Origin of the sequence: Acidovorax sp. 99 (genome assembly GCF_003096455.1) — a bacterium.
Taxonomy (GTDB): domain Bacteria; phylum Pseudomonadota; class Gammaproteobacteria; order Burkholderiales; family Burkholderiaceae_C; genus Acidovorax; species Acidovorax delafieldii.
Window position 1 is genome coordinate 3934309 of record NZ_QEKU01000001.1, and the last position, 20807, is coordinate 3955115.

General features: G+C 62.6%; 16 protein-coding genes. 11 read left to right on the forward strand and 5 right to left on the reverse strand.

Translation table 11 applies throughout. From position 1 onward, the window contains the following. Window positions 1-137 precede the first annotated feature (137 nt). The 4 genes from carA to C8C95_RS18250 all read left to right on the forward strand — a co-directional run bounded on the left by carA (window position 138) and on the right by C8C95_RS18250 (window position 5699). Entirely contained in the window at window positions 138-1301 is a 1164-nt protein-coding gene (gene carA, locus C8C95_RS18235; RefSeq protein WP_116749503.1) for a glutamine-hydrolyzing carbamoyl-phosphate synthase small subunit, read from the forward strand. Continuing rightward, the gene (gene carB, locus C8C95_RS18240; protein WP_116749504.1) at window positions 1301-4546 is read left to right on the forward strand and encodes a carbamoyl-phosphate synthase large subunit; all 3246 of its coding nucleotides are present in this window, start codon (window positions 1301-1303) and stop codon (window positions 4544-4546) included. Before carA ends, carB begins: the two co-directional genes overlap by 1 nt. A 201-nt stretch (window positions 4547-4747) precedes the next feature. Further along, complete coding sequence (gene greA / locus C8C95_RS18245; RefSeq protein ID WP_056067220.1) at window positions 4748-5224, forward strand: transcription elongation factor GreA; 477 nt, start codon at window positions 4748-4750, stop codon at window positions 5222-5224. A 28-nt stretch (window positions 5225-5252) separates the two neighbouring features. After that, entirely contained in the window at window positions 5253-5699 is a 447-nt protein-coding gene (locus tag C8C95_RS18250; protein ID WP_116750345.1) for a DUF4149 domain-containing protein, read from the forward strand. A gap of 79 nt (window positions 5700-5778) precedes the next feature. Here the strand turns inward: C8C95_RS18250 and C8C95_RS18255 are convergent, their stop codons facing one another. Both C8C95_RS18255 and C8C95_RS18260 read right to left on the reverse strand, forming a co-directional pair. Further along, on the reverse strand, window positions 5779-6555 hold the full coding sequence (locus tag C8C95_RS18255; protein WP_116749505.1) for a glycosyltransferase: 777 nt from the start codon (window positions 6553-6555) through the stop codon (window positions 5779-5781). After that, on the reverse strand, window positions 6555-7028 hold the full coding sequence (locus C8C95_RS18260; RefSeq protein ID WP_056067223.1) for a YhbY family RNA-binding protein: 474 nt from the start codon (window positions 7026-7028) through the stop codon (window positions 6555-6557). The genes C8C95_RS18255 and C8C95_RS18260 overlap by 1 nt, the downstream gene beginning before the upstream one ends. A gap of 105 nt (window positions 7029-7133) precedes the next feature. On the opposite strand from C8C95_RS18260, the gene C8C95_RS18265 reads away from it, so the two are divergent. From C8C95_RS18265 to glmM, 4 genes are all read left to right on the forward strand, one after another. After that, window positions 7134-7790, forward strand: a complete 657-nt coding sequence (locus tag C8C95_RS18265; RefSeq protein WP_116749506.1) for an RlmE family RNA methyltransferase — start codon at window positions 7134-7136, stop codon at window positions 7788-7790. Between the two features lie 180 nt (window positions 7791-7970). Next, window positions 7971-9890 (forward strand): ATP-dependent zinc metalloprotease FtsH, encoded by a 1920-nt coding sequence (gene ftsH / locus C8C95_RS18270; protein WP_056067227.1) that lies wholly within the window; start codon window positions 7971-7973, stop codon window positions 9888-9890. 123 nt (window positions 9891-10013) lie between these two features. Continuing rightward, the gene (gene folP, locus C8C95_RS18275; protein WP_116750346.1) at window positions 10014-10844 is read left to right on the forward strand and encodes a dihydropteroate synthase; all 831 of its coding nucleotides are present in this window, start codon (window positions 10014-10016) and stop codon (window positions 10842-10844) included. A 90-nt stretch (window positions 10845-10934) separates the two neighbouring features. Continuing rightward, entirely contained in the window at window positions 10935-12269 is a 1335-nt protein-coding gene (gene glmM / locus C8C95_RS18280) for a phosphoglucosamine mutase (RefSeq protein WP_116749507.1), read from the forward strand. A 62-nt stretch (window positions 12270-12331) separates the two neighbouring features. Here glmM and C8C95_RS18285 read toward each other — a convergent pair whose 3' ends face one another. From C8C95_RS18285 to C8C95_RS23570, 3 genes are all read right to left on the reverse strand, one after another. Beyond that, complete coding sequence (locus C8C95_RS18285; RefSeq protein ID WP_116749508.1) at window positions 12332-14563, reverse strand: EAL domain-containing protein; 2232 nt, start codon at window positions 14561-14563, stop codon at window positions 12332-12334. Between the two features lie 195 nt (window positions 14564-14758). Continuing rightward, the gene (locus C8C95_RS18290; protein WP_116749509.1) at window positions 14759-17710 is read right to left on the reverse strand and encodes an EAL domain-containing protein; all 2952 of its coding nucleotides are present in this window, start codon (window positions 17708-17710) and stop codon (window positions 14759-14761) included. A gap of 15 nt (window positions 17711-17725) precedes the next feature. After that, window positions 17726-17908: a hypothetical protein gene (locus C8C95_RS23570; protein ID WP_133246249.1), complete on the reverse strand. Its 183-nt coding sequence runs from the start codon at window positions 17906-17908 to the stop codon at window positions 17726-17728. On the opposite strand from C8C95_RS23570, the gene C8C95_RS18295 reads away from it, so the two are divergent. Genes C8C95_RS18295 through C8C95_RS18305 form a run of 3 tightly spaced genes read left to right on the forward strand, consistent with a single transcriptional unit; the run spans window position 17907 to window position 20707 of the window. After that, window positions 17907-18746, forward strand: a complete 840-nt coding sequence (locus tag C8C95_RS18295; RefSeq protein ID WP_056067235.1) for a GNAT family N-acyltransferase — start codon at window positions 17907-17909, stop codon at window positions 18744-18746. The two genes, C8C95_RS23570 and C8C95_RS18295, sit on opposite strands and share 2 nt — an antisense overlap. 3 nt (window positions 18747-18749) lie before the next feature. Further along, window positions 18750-19619, forward strand: coding sequence for a UDP-2,3-diacylglucosamine diphosphatase (locus C8C95_RS18300; RefSeq protein WP_116749510.1), 870 nt, complete (start codon window positions 18750-18752; stop codon window positions 19617-19619). Beyond that, entirely contained in the window at window positions 19616-20707 is a 1092-nt protein-coding gene (locus tag C8C95_RS18305) for a glycosyltransferase family 1 protein (RefSeq protein WP_116749511.1), read from the forward strand. The genes C8C95_RS18300 and C8C95_RS18305 overlap by 4 nt, the downstream gene beginning before the upstream one ends. Window positions 20708-20807: the final 100 nt, after the last annotated feature.

The following is a 20807-nucleotide window of genomic DNA, read 5'->3' on the forward strand; positions in this document are numbered from 1 at the left end:
GGAGCTTTTCTCGCAACAGCGTCGCCCGACCGCACCCAAAGCAACAACCCATCTGAGAGCAGCCATTGGCACCATCGCGCTTCGAGTGTGCGAGTGGTCTGCAGGCGCCGGGCGACCGTAACCATCCGGAGAACCCAGTGCTTTTGTCTCTCAAGGGAAACTTCCCGCCCGCCATCCTGGCGCTCGCAGACGGCACGGTCTTTATCGGTAACTCGATCGGTGCCACCGGCACCACGGTCGGTGAAGTGGTGTTCAACACCGCCATCACCGGCTACCAGGAAATCCTCACCGACCCCAGCTACTGCCAGCAGATCGTCACCCTGACGTATCCGCACATCGGCAATTACGGCGTCAATGCGGAAGACATCGAAGCCGACAAGGTCCATGCTGCAGGCCTGATCATCAAAGACCTGCCCCTTCTGGCCAGCAACTTCCGATCCACCGAAACGCTTTCGCAGTACCTCGTGCGCGAGAAGACGGTGGCCATTGCCAACATCGACACCCGCAAACTCACCCGCCTGCTGCGCGACAAGGGTGCGCAGAACGGCGCCATCCTGGGCCTGGCGGCTGGTGAGGCTGTGACGCAGGCGCGCATCGACGAAGCCCTGGCGGCTGCCAAGGCCGCGCCCAGCATGAAGGGCCTGGACCTCGCCCAGGTGGTGACCACCCCATCGACCTACACCTGGGACCAGACCGAGTGGAAGCTGGGCGAAGGCTATGGCACACAGGCTGCCCCGCGCTTCCACGTGGTGGCATATGACTTCGGCGTCAAGAAGAACATCCTGCGCATGCTGGCCGAACGTGGCTGCAAGCTCACCGTGGTGCCCGCCAAGACGCCCGCGGCCGACGTGCTGGCCATGAAGCCGGATGGTGTGTTCCTGTCCAACGGCCCCGGCGACCCAGAGCCCTGCGACTACGCCATCGACGCCACCCGCCAGATCGTTGATGCAGGCGTGCCCACCTTCGGCATCTGTCTGGGCCACCAGATCATGGCACTGGCCAGCGGCGCCAAGACCTTCAAGATGGACAACAGCCACCATGGTGCCAACCACCCGGTGAAGGACCTGGACAACGGCCGCGTGAGCATCACCAGCCAGAACCACGGTTTTGCCGTGGACATGGCCTCGCTGCCCGCCACGCTGCGCCCCACGCACATCAGCCTGTTCGACGGCACGCTGCAAGGGCTGGAGCGCACCGACAAGCCTGCGTTCTGCTTCCAGGGCCACCCCGAGGCATCGCCCGGCCCGCACGACATCGCCTACCTGTTTGACCGCTTCACCGCGCTGATGGAGAAGAAATAATGCCAAAGCGCACAGACCTCAAATCGATCCTCATCATTGGCGCCGGCCCGATCATCATCGGCCAGGCCTGCGAGTTCGACTACTCCGGCGTGCAGGCCTGCAAGGCCCTGCGCGAAGAAGGCTACAAGGTCATCCTGATCAACAGCAACCCTGCCACGATCATGACCGACCCGGCCACCGCCGACGTCACCTACATCGAGCCCATCACCTGGCAGACGGTCGAGAAGATCATTGCCAAGGAACGCCCCGACGCCATCCTGCCCACCATGGGCGGCCAGACTGCGCTGAACTGCGCGCTGGACCTGTGGCGCAACGGCGTGCTCGACAAGTACAAGGTCGAGTTGATCGGTGCCACACCCGAAGCCATCGACAAGGCCGAAGACCGCCTGAAGTTCAAGGACGCCATGACCAAGATCGGTCTGGGCTCCGCGCGCTCCGGCATCGCCCACAGCATGGACGAAGCCTGGGCCGTGCAAAAGACCGTAGGTTTCCCCACCGTGATCCGCCCCAGTTTCACGCTGGGCGGTACCGGCGGCGGCATTGCCTACAACCCCGAAGAGTTCGAGACCATCTGCAAGCGCGGCCTGGAAGCCTCGCCCACCAACGAGCTGCTGATCGAAGAGTCGCTGCTCGGCTGGAAAGAGTACGAGATGGAAGTGGTCCGCGACAAGGCGGACAACTGCATCATCATCTGCTCCATCGAGAACTTGGACCCCATGGGCGTGCACACGGGCGACTCGATCACCGTGGCCCCCGCGCAGACGTTGACCGACAAGGAATACCAGATCATGCGCAACGCGTCGCTCGCGGTGCTGCGCGAGATCGGCGTGGACACGGGCGGCTCCAATGTGCAGTTCTCGGTCAACCCGAAAGACGGCCGCATGATCGTCATCGAGATGAACCCCCGTGTGTCGCGTTCGTCGGCACTGGCGTCCAAGGCCACGGGTTTCCCGATTGCCAAGGTTGCGGCCAAGCTGGCCGTGGGCTATACGCTCGATGAGCTCAAGAACGAAATCACCGGCGGCGCCACGCCTGCCTCGTTCGAGCCTTCGATCGACTACGTGGTCACCAAGATCCCACGTTTTGCGTTTGAGAAATTCCCGACGGCCGACAGCCGCCTGACCACCCAGATGAAGTCCGTGGGCGAGGTCATGGCCATGGGCCGCACCTTCCAGGAGTCCTTCCAGAAAGCCCTGCGCGGTCTGGAAGTGGGCGTGGACGGCATGAACGAAAAGACCCAGGACCGCGAAGTGCTCGAAAAGGAACTGGGCGAGCCCGGTCCCGAGCGCATCTGGTACGTGGGCGACGCGTTTGCCATGGGCCTGTCGGTGGACGAGGTGTACGACCTCACCAAGATCGACAAGTGGTTCCTGGTGCAGATCGAAGAGATCGTGAAAATCGAACTCGAACTCGACCAGCTCGCCGCCGACAAGGGTGATGCGGCATTGGCTACGCTGGATGCCGACACGCTGCGCACGCTCAAGAAGAAGGGGTTCTCCGACCGCCGCCTGGCCAAGCTGCTCAAGACCACCGAGAAATCGGTGCGCGAGGCACGCCGCGCGCTGAACGTTCGCCCCGTGTACAAGCGCGTGGACACCTGCGCTGCCGAGTTCGCCACCAACACGGCCTACATGTATTCGACCTACGAGGAAGAGTGCGAAGCTGCGCCGACGGACAAGAAAAAGATCATGGTGCTGGGCGGTGGCCCGAACCGCATCGGCCAGGGCATCGAGTTCGACTACTGCTGCGTGCATGCCGCACTCGCCATGCGCGAGGATGGCTACGAAACCATCATGGTCAACTGCAACCCTGAAACGGTTTCGACCGACTACGACACCTCCGACCGCCTGTACTTCGAGCCGCTGACGCTGGAAGACGTGCTCGAGATCGTGGACAAGGAAAAGCCACACGGTGTGATCGTGCAGTACGGCGGCCAGACGCCGCTCAAGCTGGCACTGGGCCTGGAAGCCGAAGGCGTGCCGATCATCGGCACCAGCCCCGACATGATCGACGCGGCCGAAGACCGCGAGCGTTTCCAGAAGCTGCTGGGTGACCTCGGCCTGCGCCAGCCGCCCAATGCCACGGCGCGTACCGAAGCCGAGGCTTTGGAAAAGGCCGCCACGCTGGGTTACCCCCTGGTGGTGCGCCCCAGCTACGTGCTGGGCGGCCGCGCGATGGAAATCGTGCACGAGCAACGCGACCTGGAGCGCTACATGCGCGAGGCCGTCAAGGTGAGCAACGACTCGCCCGTGCTGCTGGACCGCTTCCTGAACGACGCCATCGAGTGCGATGTGGATTGCCTGCGCGACCCCGAAGGCAAGACCTTCATCGGTGGCGTGATGGAGCACATCGAACAAGCCGGCGTGCATTCGGGCGACTCGGCCTGCTCGCTGCCGCCGTACTACCTCAAGCAAGCCACGGTGGACGAGCTCAAGCGCCAGTCTGCTGCCATGGCCGAAGGCCTGAACGTGGTGGGCCTGATGAACGTGCAGTTTGCCATTCAGGAAGTGGATGGCAAGGACGTCATCTACGTGCTGGAGGTCAACCCCCGCGCCTCGCGCACGGTGCCGTTTGTCTCCAAGGCCACCGGCATCCAGCTGGCCAAGGTCGCAGCGCGCTGCATGGCGGGCCAGTCGCTGGCTTCGCAGGGCATCACCAAGGAAGTGACACCGCCTTACTTCAGCGTGAAGGAAGCCGTGTTCCCCTTCGTCAAGTTCCCGGGCGTGGACACCATCCTCGGCCCCGAGATGAAGTCCACCGGCGAGGTGATGGGCGTGGGCAAGACCTTTGGCGAAGCGTTCGTGAAGAGCCAGCTGGGCGCGGGCACCAAGCTGCCGACGTCGGGCAAGGTGTTCCTCACCGTGAAGAACAACGACAAGCCCCGTGCGGTGGACATTGCCCGCCAGCTGGTGGCGCTCGGCTTCGACCTGGTGGCGACCAAGGGCACCGCTGCGGCCATCGCCGAGGCGGGCGTCCCGGTGGTGGTGGTCAACAAGGTCACGGAAGGCCGTCCGCACATCGTGGACATGATCAAGAACAATGAGATTGTCATGGTCATCAACACGGTGGAAGAGCGCCGCAACGCGATTGCAGACTCTCGCGCGATCCGCACCTCGTCGCTGCTGGCCCGCGTGACCACCTTCACCACCATCTTTGGTGCCGAGGCGGCCGTCGAGGGCATGAAGTACCTCGACAAGCTCGACGTGTATTCCGTGCAGGAACTGCACGCTCAACTGGCTGCCTGACCGGGTTTTTGCGGTGGCTTTTGCCGCCGCAAACACGGCATAATTGCAGCCGAACTAACACCGCCGCGCGGCAACGTGCGGCGGTTTCCTTTTGTAGATGTGCCATGTGCACCCGCCAGTGTTTTGCGGGGCGCAGCGTGGCGACAGATCGGTGGAAGTGCATTGCACTTTCACCGTTTTGACTTGTGGAGACTCAATCTCATGGCCACCATTCCAATTACCAAGCGCGGCGCCGAAATGCTCAAGGAAGAGCTGCACCGACTCAAGACGGTGGAGCGTCCCGCTGTGATCTCGGCCATTGCCGAAGCGCGTGCGCAGGGCGACCTGAGTGAAAACGCCGATTACGACGCCGCCAAGGACCGCCAGGGCTTTATCGAAGGCCGCATTCAGGAGATCGAGGGCAAGCTCTCGGTGGCCCAGGTCATCGACCCCAGTGCGGTCGATGGCGGCGGCAAGGTGGTGTTTGGTGCCACGGTCGAACTGGAGGACGAAGAGTCGGGCGACACGGTGAAATACCAGATCGTCGGGGAAGACGAGGCGGACCTCAAGCGAGGCCTGATCAATATTTCCAGCCCCATCGCGCGTGCCCTCATTGGCAAGGAGGAGGGCGACACCGCTGAGGTGCAGGCCCCCGGTGGCATCCGCCGCTATGAAGTGGTGGCTGTCAGCTACCAGTGATGGTGTGATGGCTGCCATGTGGCTGGGCGTGCGCCCGCGACTTCCCGCTCTGGTGGCGGCCTTGTGGTGGGGCAGTCTCACCACCATCGGCTTTTTGGTGGTGCCGCTGTTGTTCGCCTCTCTGCCATCCCCTTCCCTGGCGGGACAGATGGCGGCCCGGCTGTTTGCGGCGCAAACCTGGGTGGCTGTGGTGTGCTGTGTGGTGCTGCTTCTGCTGTCCAGACCTCGGCATGGGGTGACCCAATATCCGTGGGCACGCGCAGCCATGCTGTTCGTTCTGGGCGGCCTGCTGCTGGCGTTGCTCAACCAGTTTGGTGTGGCGCCCCGCATTGTGGCCCGGCAGGACTTGCGTCTGTGGCACAGCGTGGGGACAGTGATGTACGCGGTGCAATGGGGCTGCGCCTTGGCAGTGTTCTGGCAAACGCTTCGGCCAGGAGCGCACACGGCAGTGAAAGAGCGGTCCGCCAGCGATTGACGGTCAGGCAAGTGACTCGCTGACAGACCTACTGCGGCGTGGACTTTTCTTTTGAGGACAAGCCTGCCCGCCGCCGCGCCTATTCGTGCCAGTGTTCCGCCACCCAGGTAGCTGGGCGGATGTAGCGGAAGCGGCGGTTGCGCCTCCCCGCCAGCGCATCCGGGGGATTGCATTCCCCGTGAAAAATCACGATGCGTGCGCCTTCGGGCACCAACGGAGCGCGCCAGTAATTGGTGGGCCACGGCGGTATCCCGTGGTACTTGAAACTGGGGCACCATGCAGCGGGCCAGTATTGCAGCTTGCCCTGCTTGTGCAAGAAGTCGGACAGGTAGGCCTGTTCGTTGCGAAACTGTGCGCGGATCTCCGCGAAGTGTTCGCGAAAATACGCCAGCACATCAGGATGGGCGCCAAGCTCGAAGCGGTAGACCGACGAGTTTCCCGTGATGCGCCATGGGCGCTTGTAGTCGTGAATGATCAGGAATTCGCCGGGCTGGGTGAAAAAATCATCCAGGCTGCCGGTGATGACCACATCCACGTCCAGAAACAGGGCGGTGCCCCGCAGGCCATGCAAGTCTGCGCTGAACGTGGCCAGCTTGGTCCAGCCCCGCTCGGGAATGCCGGGCGGTAGATCCAGTGCAGGAATGGGCAGGCATTGCACTTCGCTACGGATTCCGGTGCTGTCATCGGTGAGGCAGACAAAACGGAAGTCTCCGCTCAGATGCCGGCGCACCATGGCGTACAGCCGGTTGACGTATTCGGGGCCGTATTTCGTGCCCCATTTCATGCAGAGGATGTGGCGCGTCGGCGCCATGCCGGCAGGTGCTGCAATGGTTGCAGATGCTGCTTCAGCGGTCATCAGTCAGCCTGGCGCTTCTTGATGGATTTTTGCTTGGGCTTGGCGCGCTTGATTTGGCCGCCTGACGTGAGGCGCTGGTTGCCGAGCACACGCAACTGCTTGATCTCGGGGCGCTGACCACCCCGTTTGCTGTACTTCAGCACCTTGACATCGCGTGGGCCGGGCATCCGGTCTTCGTCGATGGTTCGCTCTTTGACAGGCTGGGGCCGCCACAGCACCAGCAGTTTGCCGATGTGCTGAATGGGTGCAGCGTTGAGTTCGGCGGTCAGCTCCTGGTACATCAGCTCGCGCGCCACGCGGTCGTCGTTGAAAACACGCACCTTGATCAGGCCATGGGCGTTGAGGGCGGCGTCGATTTCCTTCTTCACGGCAGGGGTGAGGCCATCGCCGCCGATCAGGACCACGGGGTCCAGGTGGTGGGCATTGGCGCGTTGTTCCCGGCGCTCGGCAGGAGTCAGTTGAATTTGGGGCATACCCGTATTATGTCTGCGGCCCGTGGTGGGGTGACTCCACCTCCCAAGTGCGGCAAGGCTTTCAAGTCACCAGCTACAGCGATTGTCGAGAGACAATACCGCCATATGAAAGTCAAAACCCAGAGCAAGAAGGTGAACAAGGCGTGGCTCAACGACCACGTGAACGACACCTATGTCAAATTGGCACAGAAGGAGGGTTACCGCGCCCGTGCCGCCTACAAGCTCAAGGAGATTGACGAGCAACTGGGCCTCATCAAGCCTGGTTATACGGTGGTCGACCTGGGCTCCACACCGGGGGCGTGGAGCCAGTATCTGCGCAGGCGCATGTCGCCCGCTGGCGCCGCTGCGGGGCAGCTCAACGGGGTGATCATTGCGCTGGACATTCTGCCCATGGACCCCATTGAAGGCGTTACCTACTTGAACGGAGACTTTCGCGAGCCTGAGGTGCTGGAGCGCTTGGAGCAGGCGCTCGACGGCCGGGTGGTGGACGTGGTGGTGTCTGACATGGCGCCCAACCTGTCGGGCATCGAGTCGGCCGATGCAGCACGGATTGCGCATTTGGTGGAGTTGGCTGTGGATTTTGCGTGCAACCATTTGAAACCGGAAGGCGCCCTGGTGGTCAAGCTGTTCCATGGCAGCGGATACAGCGATCTGGTCACCCTGTTCAAGCAGACCTTCAAGGTCGTCAAGCCCCTGAAACCCAAGGCTTCGCGCGACAAGTCTTCCGAAACGTTCCTGGTGGGGATGGGGCTTAAAAAGTAGCCTGTTCAGGCTTGCCTCAGGTCAAGAATCCGTGAACTTTGGCGCCAAAGCCCGCGCTGATTCCATGGGCGTGAGGGGGAATAGGGCTGGCCCCGTGGCTTGAAAGACCTAAAATGGGCCGCACATGTGTGCCATGACGGCAGTGTGTCCGTTTTCTGTTCCCCGCAACTGGAGCCCCGCTTGAACAATCAGTGGTTTTCAAAAATTGCCGTATGGCTGGTCATCGCCATGGTGCTGTTCACGGTGTTCAAGCAGTTTGACACCCGCAGCGGCGCCAGTGCAGGCCACGTCGGGTATTCCGAGTTTCTGGACGAAGTCCGCAACAACCGCATCAAAAGCGCCACCATTCCTGAAGGGCTGAGCGGCGGCGAGATTGTGGCGGTCACGACCGATGACCGCAAAATCCGCACGAATGCCTCGGTGTTGGACCGTGGTCTGGTGGGCGACCTGCTGAACCATAACGTCAAGTTCGACGTGAAGCCCCGTGAGGAAGGTTCCCTGCTCATGACCCTTCTGGTCAGCTGGGGCCCCATGCTGCTGCTGATTGGCGTATGGGTGTACTTCATGCGCCAGATGCAGGGTGGCGGCAAGGGCGGCGCCTTCAGCTTCGGCAAGAGCAAGGCGCGCATGCTGGACGAGAACAACAACCAGGTCACGTTCGCGGACGTGGCCGGCTGTGACGAGGCCAAGGAAGAAGTCAAGGAAGTCGTGGACTTCCTGAAGGACCCGCAGAAGTTCCAGAAGCTGGGTGGCCGTATTCCCCGTGGCCTGCTGCTGGTCGGCCCTCCCGGTACCGGTAAGACTTTGTTGGCCAAGTCCATCGCGGGCGAAGCCAAGGTGCCGTTCTTCAGCATCTCGGGCTCGGATTTTGTGGAAATGTTCGTTGGCGTGGGTGCGGCCCGCGTGCGCGACATGTTCGACAACGCCAAGAAGAACGCTCCCTGCATCATCTTCATCGATGAAATCGACGCGGTGGGCCGCCAGCGTGGCGCTGGCCTGGGCGGTGGCAACGACGAGCGCGAGCAGACCCTGAACCAGATGCTGGTCGAGATGGACGGCTTTGAAACCAACCTGGGCGTCATCGTGGTGGCCGCCACCAACCGCCCTGACATTCTGGACGCCGCCCTGCTGCGTCCTGGCCGTTTTGACCGCCAGGTGTATGTGACGCTGCCCGACATCCGTGGCCGCGAGCAGATCCTGAATGTGCACATGCGCAAGATCCCGATTGGTCAGGATGTGGCACCTGGCATCATCGCCCGTGGTACCCCCGGCATGAGCGGTGCCGACTTGGCCAACCTGTGTAATGAAGCCGCCCTGATGGCTGCCCGCCGCAATGCGCGCACCGTGGAGATGCAGGACTTCGAGAAGGCCAAGGACAAGATCCTCATGGGCCCCGAGCGCAAGAGCATGGTCATGCCCGAGGAAGAACGCCGCAACACGGCTTACCACGAGTCAGGCCATGCGCTGATCGGCAAGTTGCTGCCCAAGTGCGACCCCGTGCACAAGGTCACCATCATTCCCCGCGGCCGTGCTCTGGGCGTGACGATGAGCCTGCCCGCGCAGGACCGTTACAGCTATGACCGCGAATACATGCTCAACCAGATCAGCATGCTGTTCGGTGGCCGCATTGCCGAAGAAGTGTTCATGAACCAGATGACCACCGGCGCCAGCAACGACTTCGAGCGCGCGACCCACATCGCCCGCGACATGGTCACGCGCTACGGCATGACCGATGCCCTGGGGCCGATGGTTTACGCCGAGAACGAAGGCGAAGTGTTCCTGGGCCGCTCGGTCACCAAGACCACCACCATGAGCGAACAGACCATGGAAAAGGTGGACATGGAAGTGCGCCGCATCATCGACGAGCAGTACAACCTCGCCCGCCGCCTGATCGAAGAGAACAGTGACAAGATGCACGCCATGGCCAAGGCCTTGCTCGAATGGGAAACCATCGATACCGAACAGTTGGACGACATCATGGCGGGCAAGGAACCTCGTCCTCCCAAGGACTGGACGCCACGCACCCCTCCCTCTGGTGGTGATAACTCCAGTGGCGGCACTCCAGCTGTAGCCACGGACACCGCACCGACGGCGGCCTGACCAGGCTCGCGGTCTAGCCGTCTGAACGGGGCCTTGTGCCCCGTTTTTCATGGGGACCATCGTTTTTTCTTGCGGAATGCTTTGTCGAGCCGCTATTTCGAAATCTGCACGGGTGTGATCGGCATGATCTGGCAAACCTCTCGCTTCGCAATTGACTTGGTCCGTCCCCAGGTCATGGGCATCGTCAACGTCACTCCCGATTCTTTCTCCGATGGTGGGCGCCATGGCTCCACGGCTGCTGCGCTACGGCATTGCGAACAGCTGTTGAAAGAGGGCGCAGATATTTTGGATATCGGTGGTGAGTCCACCCGCCCAGGCAGCCCAGCTGTGCCGCTGGATGAGGAGCTGTCTCGTGTCGTTCCCTTGGTGCGTGAGGCTGTGGCGCTGGGTGTCCCGATTTCGGTGGACACCTACAAGCCGGAGGTCATGCGCGCTGTGCTGGATCTGGGGGCTGACATCGTCAACGACATCTGGGCCCTGCGGCAGCCAGGAGCTGCGGCAGCGGTGGCTGCGCACCCGCAGTGTGGTGTGTGCCTGATGCATATGCACCGCGACCCGCAGACCATGCAGCAGGCGCCTATGGGGGGGGATGTGGTGCCTCAGGTGCTATCATTTTTGCAGCTGCAGGCGCATAATCTACTAGTGCTTGGGGTCGAAAAGGCTCGTATCCTGCTGGATGCGGGCATTGGTTTCGGCAAAACGGTGGAACAGAACTTTGCGTTGCTGGCACGACAGTCCGAGCTATTGGCCGCTGGCTACCCGCTGCTGGCGGGATGGTCGCGCAAGTCATCGCTGGGCACGATCACCGGGCTGGAGGTGAGCCAACGCATGGTCCCCAGTGTGGCCGCCGCCTTGCTCGCGGTGGAGCGGGGCGCGTCGGTAGTGCGTGTGCACGATGTACGCGAGACGGTGGCGGCACTGGCAGTGTGGTCTGCGATGCAGCGATCTGGCTGAGGGGCCAGTGATTCGAGAGCAGGTAGTGGGGCGCCAGGTCCTCGCCTTTGACAACAACATACTGAGATCCGTACGAGGAGACGCCAGAACATGACACGCCAATACTTTGGAACCGACGGCATTCGCGGCACTGTGGGGCAGCCGCCCATCACACCGGATTTTGTGCTGCGCCTTGCCCATGCTGTGGGTCGCGTGTTACGCCGCACGGAAGAGCGGCCCACAGTGTTGATCGGCAAGGACACCCGCATTTCTGGCTACATGCTTGAAAGCGCGCTGGAGTCTGGTTTCAACTCGGCAGGGGTGGATGTGGTGCTGCTGGGGCCGTTGCCCACGCCAGGCGTGGCTTACCTGACCCGCGCGCAGCGCGCCAGTCTGGGCGTGGTCATCAGCGCCAGCCATAACGCCTACCCTGACAACGGCATCAAGTTCTTCAGCGCGCAAGGCACCAAGCTGTCGGACGCCTGGGAGCTGGCGGTGGAAGCCGCACTGGCCGAACCACCCGTCTGGGTCGATTCGGCCAGCCTGGGCAAGGCCCGGCGCCTGGATGATGCGGCCGGGCGCTACATCGAATTTTGCAAGAGCACGTTTCCCCAGGACCTGACGCTCAAGGGCCTGAAGATTGTGGTGGACGCTGCCCACGGAGCCGCCTATCAGGTGGCGCCCAAGGTATTCCACGAGCTGGGTGCGGAAGTGCTGTCGATTGGCTGCGCACCCGACGGCCTCAACATCAACCACGAGGTCGGTGCGACACACCCCGACGCGTTGGTGCGCGCTGTGCGCGCGAACCGTGCCGACTATGGCATTGCCCTGGATGGGGATGCAGACCGGCTGCAGATTGTGGACGCCACTGGGCGGCTGTACAACGGTGACGAGCTGCTGTACCTGATGGCCGCAGACCGCATGGGCCGTGACGAGCACGTGCCTGGCGTGGTGGGCACGCTGATGACCAACATGGCGGTAGAGGTGGCGCTACTGGCGAAAGGAGTGAAGTTTGTACGCGCCAAGGTCGGTGACCGGTACGTACTGGAAGAACTGGCGCGCCACCACTGGGTGTTGGGCGGGGAGGGGTCCGGGCATCTGCTGGCTCTGGACCGACACACCACCGGCGACGGTTTGGTCAGTGCCCTGCAGGTGCTGCAGGCTTGTGTGCGCAGTGGCCGCACGCTGGCGCAGCTGCTGGCAGGCATCACGCTCTACCCACAGGTCTTGCTCAACGTCCGATTGGCGCCAGGGCAAGACTGGAAGGCCAACCGTCTACTGGCAGAGGCCACGCAGGCGGTGGAGCAGCAGTTGGGCTCCTCGGGCCGCGTACTGATCCGCGCCAGTGGCACCGAGCCTCTGCTGCGTGTGATGGTGGAGGCGCGCGACGCGCAGTTGGCCAGCTCTTGCGCTCAGCGCCTGGCCGACGCAGCCCGCGCGGGTTGAAGTTTTGGTCTATCGGCGGAGTGCAGCAGCGTCCGCCGCGCTGGAAAGGGTCTTGAGGCTGGTCAGTGTGCGGCCGTGTGTTGCCGCATGAAGCGTTCCAGTTGCTCCGCGGGCAGTGGCGTGCTGAAGTGGTAGCCCTGCGCTTCGTCGCAACCTTGTTCGTGCAAAAAGGCCAGTTGCCCCTCGGTTTCCACACCTTCGGCGGTAGTACGCATGCCCAGCGCCTGCGCCATGCGGATGATGGCGCTGACGATGGCGCGGTCGTTGCTGTCGTTGCCCAGGTCGCGCACAAAGGATTGATCGATCTTGAGCTTGAAGATCTGGAACCGCTTGAGCTGGCTGAGTGACGAATAGCCCGTGCCGAAGTCGTCCATCGACATCCGCACTCCACGCGCATGCAACTGGTCCATGGTGGCCACCGCCGCATGGGGGTCGTCCACTGCCACCCCCTCCGTCAGTTCCAGTTCCAGCGAATCGGGGGGCAGGTCAAACTCCGCGAGCACCCGGCTCACCAGCTCTGGCAGCTGTGGCTGGCGAAATTGAATGGCTGACAGGTTCACTGCCATTGTGAGTTCGGGAAACCCGCAGCTGCGCCATGCCTTGAGCTGGGCCAGCGCTGTGCGCAGCACCCACTCGCCGATCTGCAGAATCTGGCCGCTGTCTTCGGCGATGGGGATGAACTCTCCCGGAGAAATCGCACCGAGCTGGGGGTGTTGCCAGCGCAGCAGGGCTTCCACACTGCGCACAGTACCCGTGGCCAGGTTCATCTGTGGCTGGTAGTGCAGGTGGAACTGTTCGCGCTCCAGCGCACGGCGCAATGCGTTTTCGAGCTGCAGGGCCCGTACCGACTGGGCCTGCATCTCGGGGGTAAAGAAGCGAAAGGTGTTGCGTCCGTCCAGCTTGGCGCGGTACATGGCCACGTCTGCCGACTGGGTCAAAGTATCGAAATCGTGTCCGTCCTGGGGGAACAGCGCAATGCCCATCGACGGGGCCATGGTCAGCTCGTGGTGATCGATCTGGTACGGCTGACGGGATGCCTCCTGCAACTTGCTGGCGACCCTGGCTGCACCCCGCGCGTCGGCGCCTGGCAGAAGCAGGATGAACTCATCCCCTCCCAGGCGCGACACCGTGTCCTTGTCGCGCACCACCGCACGCAGGCGCTTGGCAATTTCGACCAGCAGCACATCGCCCACCCGGTGGCCCAGAGAGTCGTTCACATGCTTGAAGTGATCCAGGTCCAGGAAGATGACGGCCAGCGGCGTCTGGTTCTCCTGCGCCACCCGAATGGCCTGCTGCGCACGTTCTGCCAGCAGGGCACGGTTGGGCAGACCGGTCAACGCATCGTAGTGGGCCAACCAGTAAATGCGCTCTTGGTCGGCCTTGCGGTCATTGATTTCACGGTGCAGGTTTTCCACTGTCTCGCGCAGCTCGCGCGTGCGGTCTTGCACCTGCCGCTCCAGCTCCTCATGGGCCTGGGCCAGCACCGCCTGCGCGCGTTTGCGATCGGTGATGTCCATGGTGATCCAGATGGTCCCCTGGACAGGGTCGGCGGGATCGATGCATTTGCTGCGTACTTCGCAAATCACAGGGGTGCCGTCCTTGCGGCATAGCTCCACCTCGCCCTCGTACGACTGTCCGGCCACCAACGAGGGGTAGCAGCGGTCGCCCACTTCTTGCCAGGCAGCATCGCTGGCGTACCAGCGACGCGACGAGCTGCCAATGAGTTCGCCCGGCTCAAAGCCCAGCATCTGTTCAAAATGGTGGTTGCAGCGGGTCAGATGCCGGTCTCGCAGAAAGACGATGCCGACCATCGCGCTGTCAAACAGCAACTGCTTTTCCCGCACAGCGGCATTCAGCGCGGCGTGGGCACGCTTTTGCTCATCGATGTCGTCCACGATCCAGATCGAGCCTTCTCCGGTGTCGTGCGGATTGATCAGGCGCCCCGTGAGGCTGCCCCAGAACAGTGTGCCGTCCTGACGACGCAACTGGCGTTCGATCCGGAATGACTGTCCCTGGGCCAGCGCGGGATAAGCCGTGCGCCCGAGGTCCCGGAATGCATCCCGGTCTGGATAGAAGGCTTCGGTGTTGAGCCCTACCAAGTGGGCGGGGCTGGCATAGCCGAAAATTTCGGCATACCGCTGGTTGCAGCGCACCACGCTGCGCTGGCGCAGGAACACGATACCCACTCCCGCGCTGTCCAGGAGGGTTTGTTGTTCACGCAAGGTGCGTTGCAGGTGGGTGTCAGGGGGCACTCCGGCGCGCTGCGAGGGCGGAGTGCTGAACAGCGAATACATAAGACCAGAACAGGCGGCTGGGCCAGACGGCCTCAGAAAAGTGTGCCAAAGTGTAGCAGCGGCAGCTTACAAGCCGTTTGAGGGTATGCCTCAGGTACAGCGCTGCAGGTTCTGCCGTACGGCTGATGCAAGTGCAGTCGCCAGGAGCCAGGAGCTCTGGCGCGAGAGGGTGCAGAGACGCGTTGCCCGGCGTTTTTAGCGTCCCAAGTGTTCCCGCAGATAGGCCTCAAAGGCATCGGCTGCCAGGGGGCGGCTGAACAGGTAACCCTGGCCTTCGTCGCAGCCCTGCGCGCGCAGAAACTCCAGCTGGCCATCGGTCTCCACCCCCTCGGCGGTCGTCTGCATGCCCAAGGCCTGCGCCATGCGGATGATGGCGCTGACAATGGCCCGGTCATTGGCGTCGTCGTCCAGGTCGCGCACAAATGACTGGTCGATCTTGAGCTTGTAGATCTGGAAGCGCTTGAGGTAGCTCAACGACGAATATCCCGTGCCAAAGTCATCCATCGACAGCCGAACGCCCCGGTCATGCAATTGGTCCATCATGGCCAGTGCAGCAGCGGGGTCGTCTACCGCAGCCCCCTCGGTCAGCTCCAGCTCCAGCCGACGCGCAGGCAGTCCGGCTTGTTGCAGGCAGCGTGTCACCATCTCGGGCAACTGGGGGTGGCGGAACTGCACCGCCGACAGATTGACTGACACAGCCCGCAGTGGCAATTGAAGGTCCAGCCAGCGCTTGGCGTCATGCACGGCAGTGTTCAGCACCCACTCGCCAATTGCGACGATCATGCCGCTGCTTTCGGCCACAGGGATGAACTCCGCCGGGGACACCATGCCCAGCTCGGGGTGGCTCCAGCGCAGCAGCGCCTCGGCACCGACCACTTGGCGCGTGGTGAGTGACACCTGGGGTTGGTAGTGCAGCTCGAACTGGTTGCGTTCCAGTGCCCGGCGCAGTGCGTTTTCGATCTGCAAGGCTCGGGCGGTCCGTGCCTCCAGGTCGGCGGTGAAAAAGCCAAAGCGGTTGCGCCCGCTTTGCTTGGCACGGTACATGGCGGCATCAGCGCGCTGGTACAGGGTGTCGAACGAGTCTCCGTCCGCCGGATACATGGCAATGCCTACGGACAGGGTGGTGGTGAGTTCGTAAGGCTCCACCTGAAACGGCTGCGCCACGGCCATCAGCAAACGGTTGGCTACGTCGGCCGCCTGCAGGGCCGAGGCAGCGGGTAGCAGCAGCAAAAATTCATCCCCTCCCAGGCGCGATACGGTGTCCTGTGCGCCCAGCAGGGACTCCAGCCGTCGCGCTACTGCCACCAGCAGGATGTCGCCAATGCGGTGCCCCAGCGAGTCGTTGACGTTCTTGAAGTGGTCCAGGTCCAGGAACAGCAAGGCCAGCGTTCCGCCCCGCGCTTGCTCTTGTTCGATGTGGCGTTGGGCGCGCTCTGCCAGGAGCGCACGGTTGGGCAGGTCAGTGAGGGGGTCGAAATGAGCGAGGCGCTGGATGCGGTCCTGAGCCTCGCGTTGCTGGGTGATGTCGCGGAACAGCGTGATGGAGTGGGTGGTGCTGCCATTGCCATCGCGCACGCGGCTGACGGACAGCCACTGGGGGTAGGTCGATCCATCCTTGCGGCGGCCCCAGGCTTCGCCTTCCCAGTGCCCTTCTTTGGTGAGATGGGTGTACACCAGGTCGGCGTCGAAGTCTCGGGTGGACTCTGCCACCGTGAGCAGGCGCATCGACTGACCTACGGCCTCCGCTTCGGAGTAGCCGGTGATGCGGCTGAACGCCCGGTTGATGCGCACGATGGTCTGGGCCGCGTCGGCAATCACGATGGCCTCGCCGCTCTGGTCAAACACCTGGGCCGTCAGCTGCAGTTGTTCTTGCGACCGCTTGCGTTCAGAAATGTCGCGGGACAGCACGATGAACCGGGGTTTTCCTCCCGCTGATCCGGCCTTGCGGGCCGCAGAAAGTTCGAACCAGGTGGGCCCCAGGCCAGGCAGGTCCAGCATGATCTGGCGTCCGGTGGACCATCCCTGGGATTGCGCTTCATTGAGCACATCCATCACCGTCAGTGCAGCCAGGGCGGGTAACACCTCGGTGACATTGCGGCCGATCAATTGCTCAGCAGGGCCCATGAGCAACTCGGCACGAGGGCTGTGCACGCTGCAATAGCGGCCGTCCTGGTCGATTTCAAACAACGGATCGGGAATTGCATCGATGGTGGCGCGCAGCTGCTGCTGTGTGGCTTGGATCTCGGAGGTCCGCTGGGCCACCTGTGTCGCCAGACCGCGCTCGTGCGCCTTCAATTCGACGAGCAAGCGCGCCAGGTAGCCCATCAGCAACGCAAACAGCAAGCCCAAGGCGCAGCGCAGAGCCAGTACATCTGGCGCGCCCCATCCCTTGGCGGGTGTCAGGCTGAGCGTCCACTGGCCATTGGGCAGGGTCAGGGACCGGCCAACAGCGTCACCGGTGGGCGGAGGGTCAGACGTCGCGATGGTCTGCTCCTGGTTGTTATCCGGGCGGACACGCCACAATCGATAGTGAAAACCCCGTTCCTTGAGCTGGGGCAGCCGGGCGGTGGCCAGCACCTCGGGCAGACGGATGGTGACGTAAGTAAAACCCCAGAAGCTCCGGCGCCCCAGGTCATCTTCCAGGTACACCGGTTGGCGCCCCACGACGCCCAGGCCGCCCTGGACCAACTCCATGGGCCCCGCCAGCGTCAACACGCCGGACTCGCGGGCGCGGGCTGACTCCGCCCCTTGGCGGGGGTCGTTGAGCTGGTCAAAACCAATTGAATTTTCGTTGCCTGCACGGGGAACAACCTGCTGCACTACCCCCCCAGGGGACAGGCCCATGGCCGCGATGCCCGGGTAGAAAGGCAGCATCTGCACGCCGATTTCTTCGAACTGGGGAACGTTCCCGTGGCCCTGGCGCACCAGCGCCACCAGGGTGTTGTTGGCCGACAGTGCCAACTCGATGGCGCGCTGCAGGGCCTGGACATGATCGCCCGCCACATCGGCGGCTTGGGTGCGCTGCTGCGCACGTTCCTGGCGTTCCAGCGTCCAGATCAAAGCACCAGCGCAGGCTGCTGCCAGCACAAACACAGCCACAAAGGCTGCGATGGGGCTGCGTGTGGGGGGCAGGGCGGGGGACGGCACGGCGGAGTTCCTCAGTCAATTATGCAGGCCATTGGTGAGGGCTCGTGCCAATGGAAAGCGCGCATTGTCATGGCGTTGACACGCCGAAGACATGGGCTTGTCATGCGCGGCTTTCACACTCCCGGCCAGGAAAGCGGATTCCCGCTCTGTTTGGAAATTCCAGCTGTGCCCGTTCTTACCGAAGGAGACGTTGTCCATGAACGACCTGCCCACTTTGATGCAGTTGTCCACATCGCCGGAGGCTACAGGTACCGGTATTGTTCAGCCTTCTGGTGTTGTGCCGGGCGCTGTGCATGCTATCCCGGCGCGTGGTGCTATCGAGGTGACTTGGGCCAGACATCTGGATGAGGTCCGTGAGGCGCAGCGCTTGCGGTTTGAGGTGTTCGCGGCAGAGATGGGCGCTCGATTGACGACCCCCATTCCTGGCCACGACGTGGACCTGTTTGACGACTATTGCGAGCATCTTCTGGTGCGCGACGCTCCGAGCCAGCAAGTCATTGGGACTTACCGGGTGCTGACGCCCGCGCAGGCCAAGCGGGTGGGCGGAACTTACAGCGATACTGAATTCGACTTGACGCGCTTGCGCACGCTGCGCCCGCGCATGGTGGAGCTGGGCCGCAGCTGTGTGCATCCAGACCACCGCCACGGCGGCGTGATCATGGCGCTGTGGAGCGCGCTGGCGGACTTCATGGTGCGCAACGAACTCGACACGATGATCGGCTGTGCCAGCATTCCCATGCTTCACAATGGCGTGGTCAGCGGCGACGCGGCGGCCAGCATCTGGCAGCAAGTGCGAAAGACCCATCTGGCACCCATCGAATACCACGTGCTGCCACGCCTGCCGTTGCCCGTGGAGCATCTGGACGGATCCATTGCCGTGGACCCACCGGCCCTGATCAAAGGCTATCTGCGACTGGGCGCCCGTGTACTGGGTGCACCGGCGTGGGATCCGGACTTCAATACCGCCGACCTGCCCATGCTGATGCGGCTGGCCGATCTGCATCCCCGCTACCGCAAGCATTTTCTGGGGGCCTGAACGGTGCGTGCCGCGTTCGACGCCCTGGGCCCTTGGTTGAACGAGTCCCCGGTGCCGCAGGATGCAGAGCCCGACGCCCTTGCGGCGTTTGCCGGTCAACGCCGGTTCCGTGCGGTATTCATTTCGGATTTGCACCTCGGCACGCCTGGGTGTCAGGCTGAAGCGCTTCTGGATTTTCTGAAGCACCATCCCAGCGACCATCTGTACCTGGTGGGAGACATCGTGGATGGGTGGCAGTTGCGCCGCCGGTGGTTCTGGCCACAGGCGCACAACGATGTGGTGCAAAAGCTGTTGCGCCGCGCGCGCAAGGGGTGTCGTGTGGTGTTTGTTCCTGGTAACCACGACGAATTTGCCCGAGCCTTTGTGGGGCATTCTTTTGGCGGTATCGAGGTGGTGTCCGATGCTGTGCACACCACTGCAGATGGGCGCAGCCTGTGGGTCACGCATGGTGACCACTTTGATGGTGTGATCCAGTGTGCCAAATGGCTCGCCTACGTGGGTGACAACCTCTATGAATTCACGCTCAAGCTGAACCGCCATCTCAACATCCTTAGGGCGCGGATGGGGCTTCCGTATTGGTCTTTGTCTGCTTACCTGAAAGGCAAGGTAAAAAAGGCGCTCAACTACGTCACCGATTTTGAAGTGGCGGTGGCCGCAGAGGCCCGTCGCCGCGGGCATGACGGAGTGGTCTGCGGACATATCCACCGCGCAGAGATGCGCGAGATTGGTGGCACCTTGTATTGCAACGATGGCGACTGGGTGGAGAGCCACACAGCACTCGTCGAGCACCTTGATGGTCGGCTGGAGCTGTTGCAATGGTCCGCTGTGCCCGTAGCCAATCTGTCCAGCCAGGCCACACGGGTGTCCGCATGAAGATTGCGCTGCTGACTGATGCATGGCTGCCGCAGGTCAATGGCGTGGTGACCACTTTGGTCGAGTTGGTGCGAGAGCTGGAAGATGCCGGGCATGACGTGCAGGTGCTGCATCCTGGTCAGTTTTCTACCCGTCCTTGTCCCGGTTACGCTGGCATTGATCTAGCGGTGCGACCCTACAAGTTACTCACCCAGAAGTTGGACGCCCTGCAGCCCGATGCCATTCATCTGGCGACCGAGGGGCCTCTGGGCTGGGCGGGGCGTCGTTACTGTCTCAAGCGTGGCCTGGCGTTCACCACAGCCTTTCATACAAGGTTTCCCGAGATTCTTCAGGCAGCCTTGCGCATACCACTGGGTTGGGGTTATGCGCTTTTCAGGCATTTTCATCGCCCTTCGTCGGGGGTGATGGTTCCTACGCAGGGTGTCTTGCAAATGCTGCAGCAGCGGGGCTTTCGCCAACTGCGGTTATGGACGCACGGTGTGGACACCCAGGCGTTTCGCTTTCATGGTGAGGTCTGTCAGAGTCCGCTCACTGGCGTTCTGGCGCATCCTGTGGCGCTGTATGTGGGGCGCATTTCATATGAAAAGAACATCGATGCCTTTTTGCAGATGGACATGCCGGGCACTAAGGTGGTGTGTGGTGTAGGCCCGCTCGAGGCACGGCTGAAAGCCAAGTACCCGCAGGTACGCTGGCTTGGCATTCTGGACCGGGAGGCGCTGGCACAGGTCTACGCCTCGGCCGATGTCTTTGTGTTTCCGAGCCGCTCCGAAACCTTTGGGCTGGTCATGCTGGAGGCAATGGCTTGCGGCACGCCGGTCGCTGCCTTTCCTGAAGACAGTCCGCGTGAGGTCCTGGGTGCTGGGGACGGCAGGGTGCCGATGGGCGGTGTGTTGCACGCGAGCCTTCTGGCGGCCACGCAGCAGGCCTTGTCCATACCGAGGTCCGAAGCACGAAGCAGGGCGTTGGAGTTCACCTGGGCACATGCGGCAAGGCTGTTTCAACAGTACCTGGTACCAGCCCGCTCCGGCTCGCAGGGAGTTTTCGTGTCTGTCACAAAGTCTGTCACGCAGTTGTCATCTGGGCGTTAAATACTGCAGCGATCCCGCAATTGCTGTACGCGCGTATCCATGCTGCCCCTGCCTCCTGTTGATTCCATCCCTTTGCAGCGCGAGCACCCCGATGCTGTCG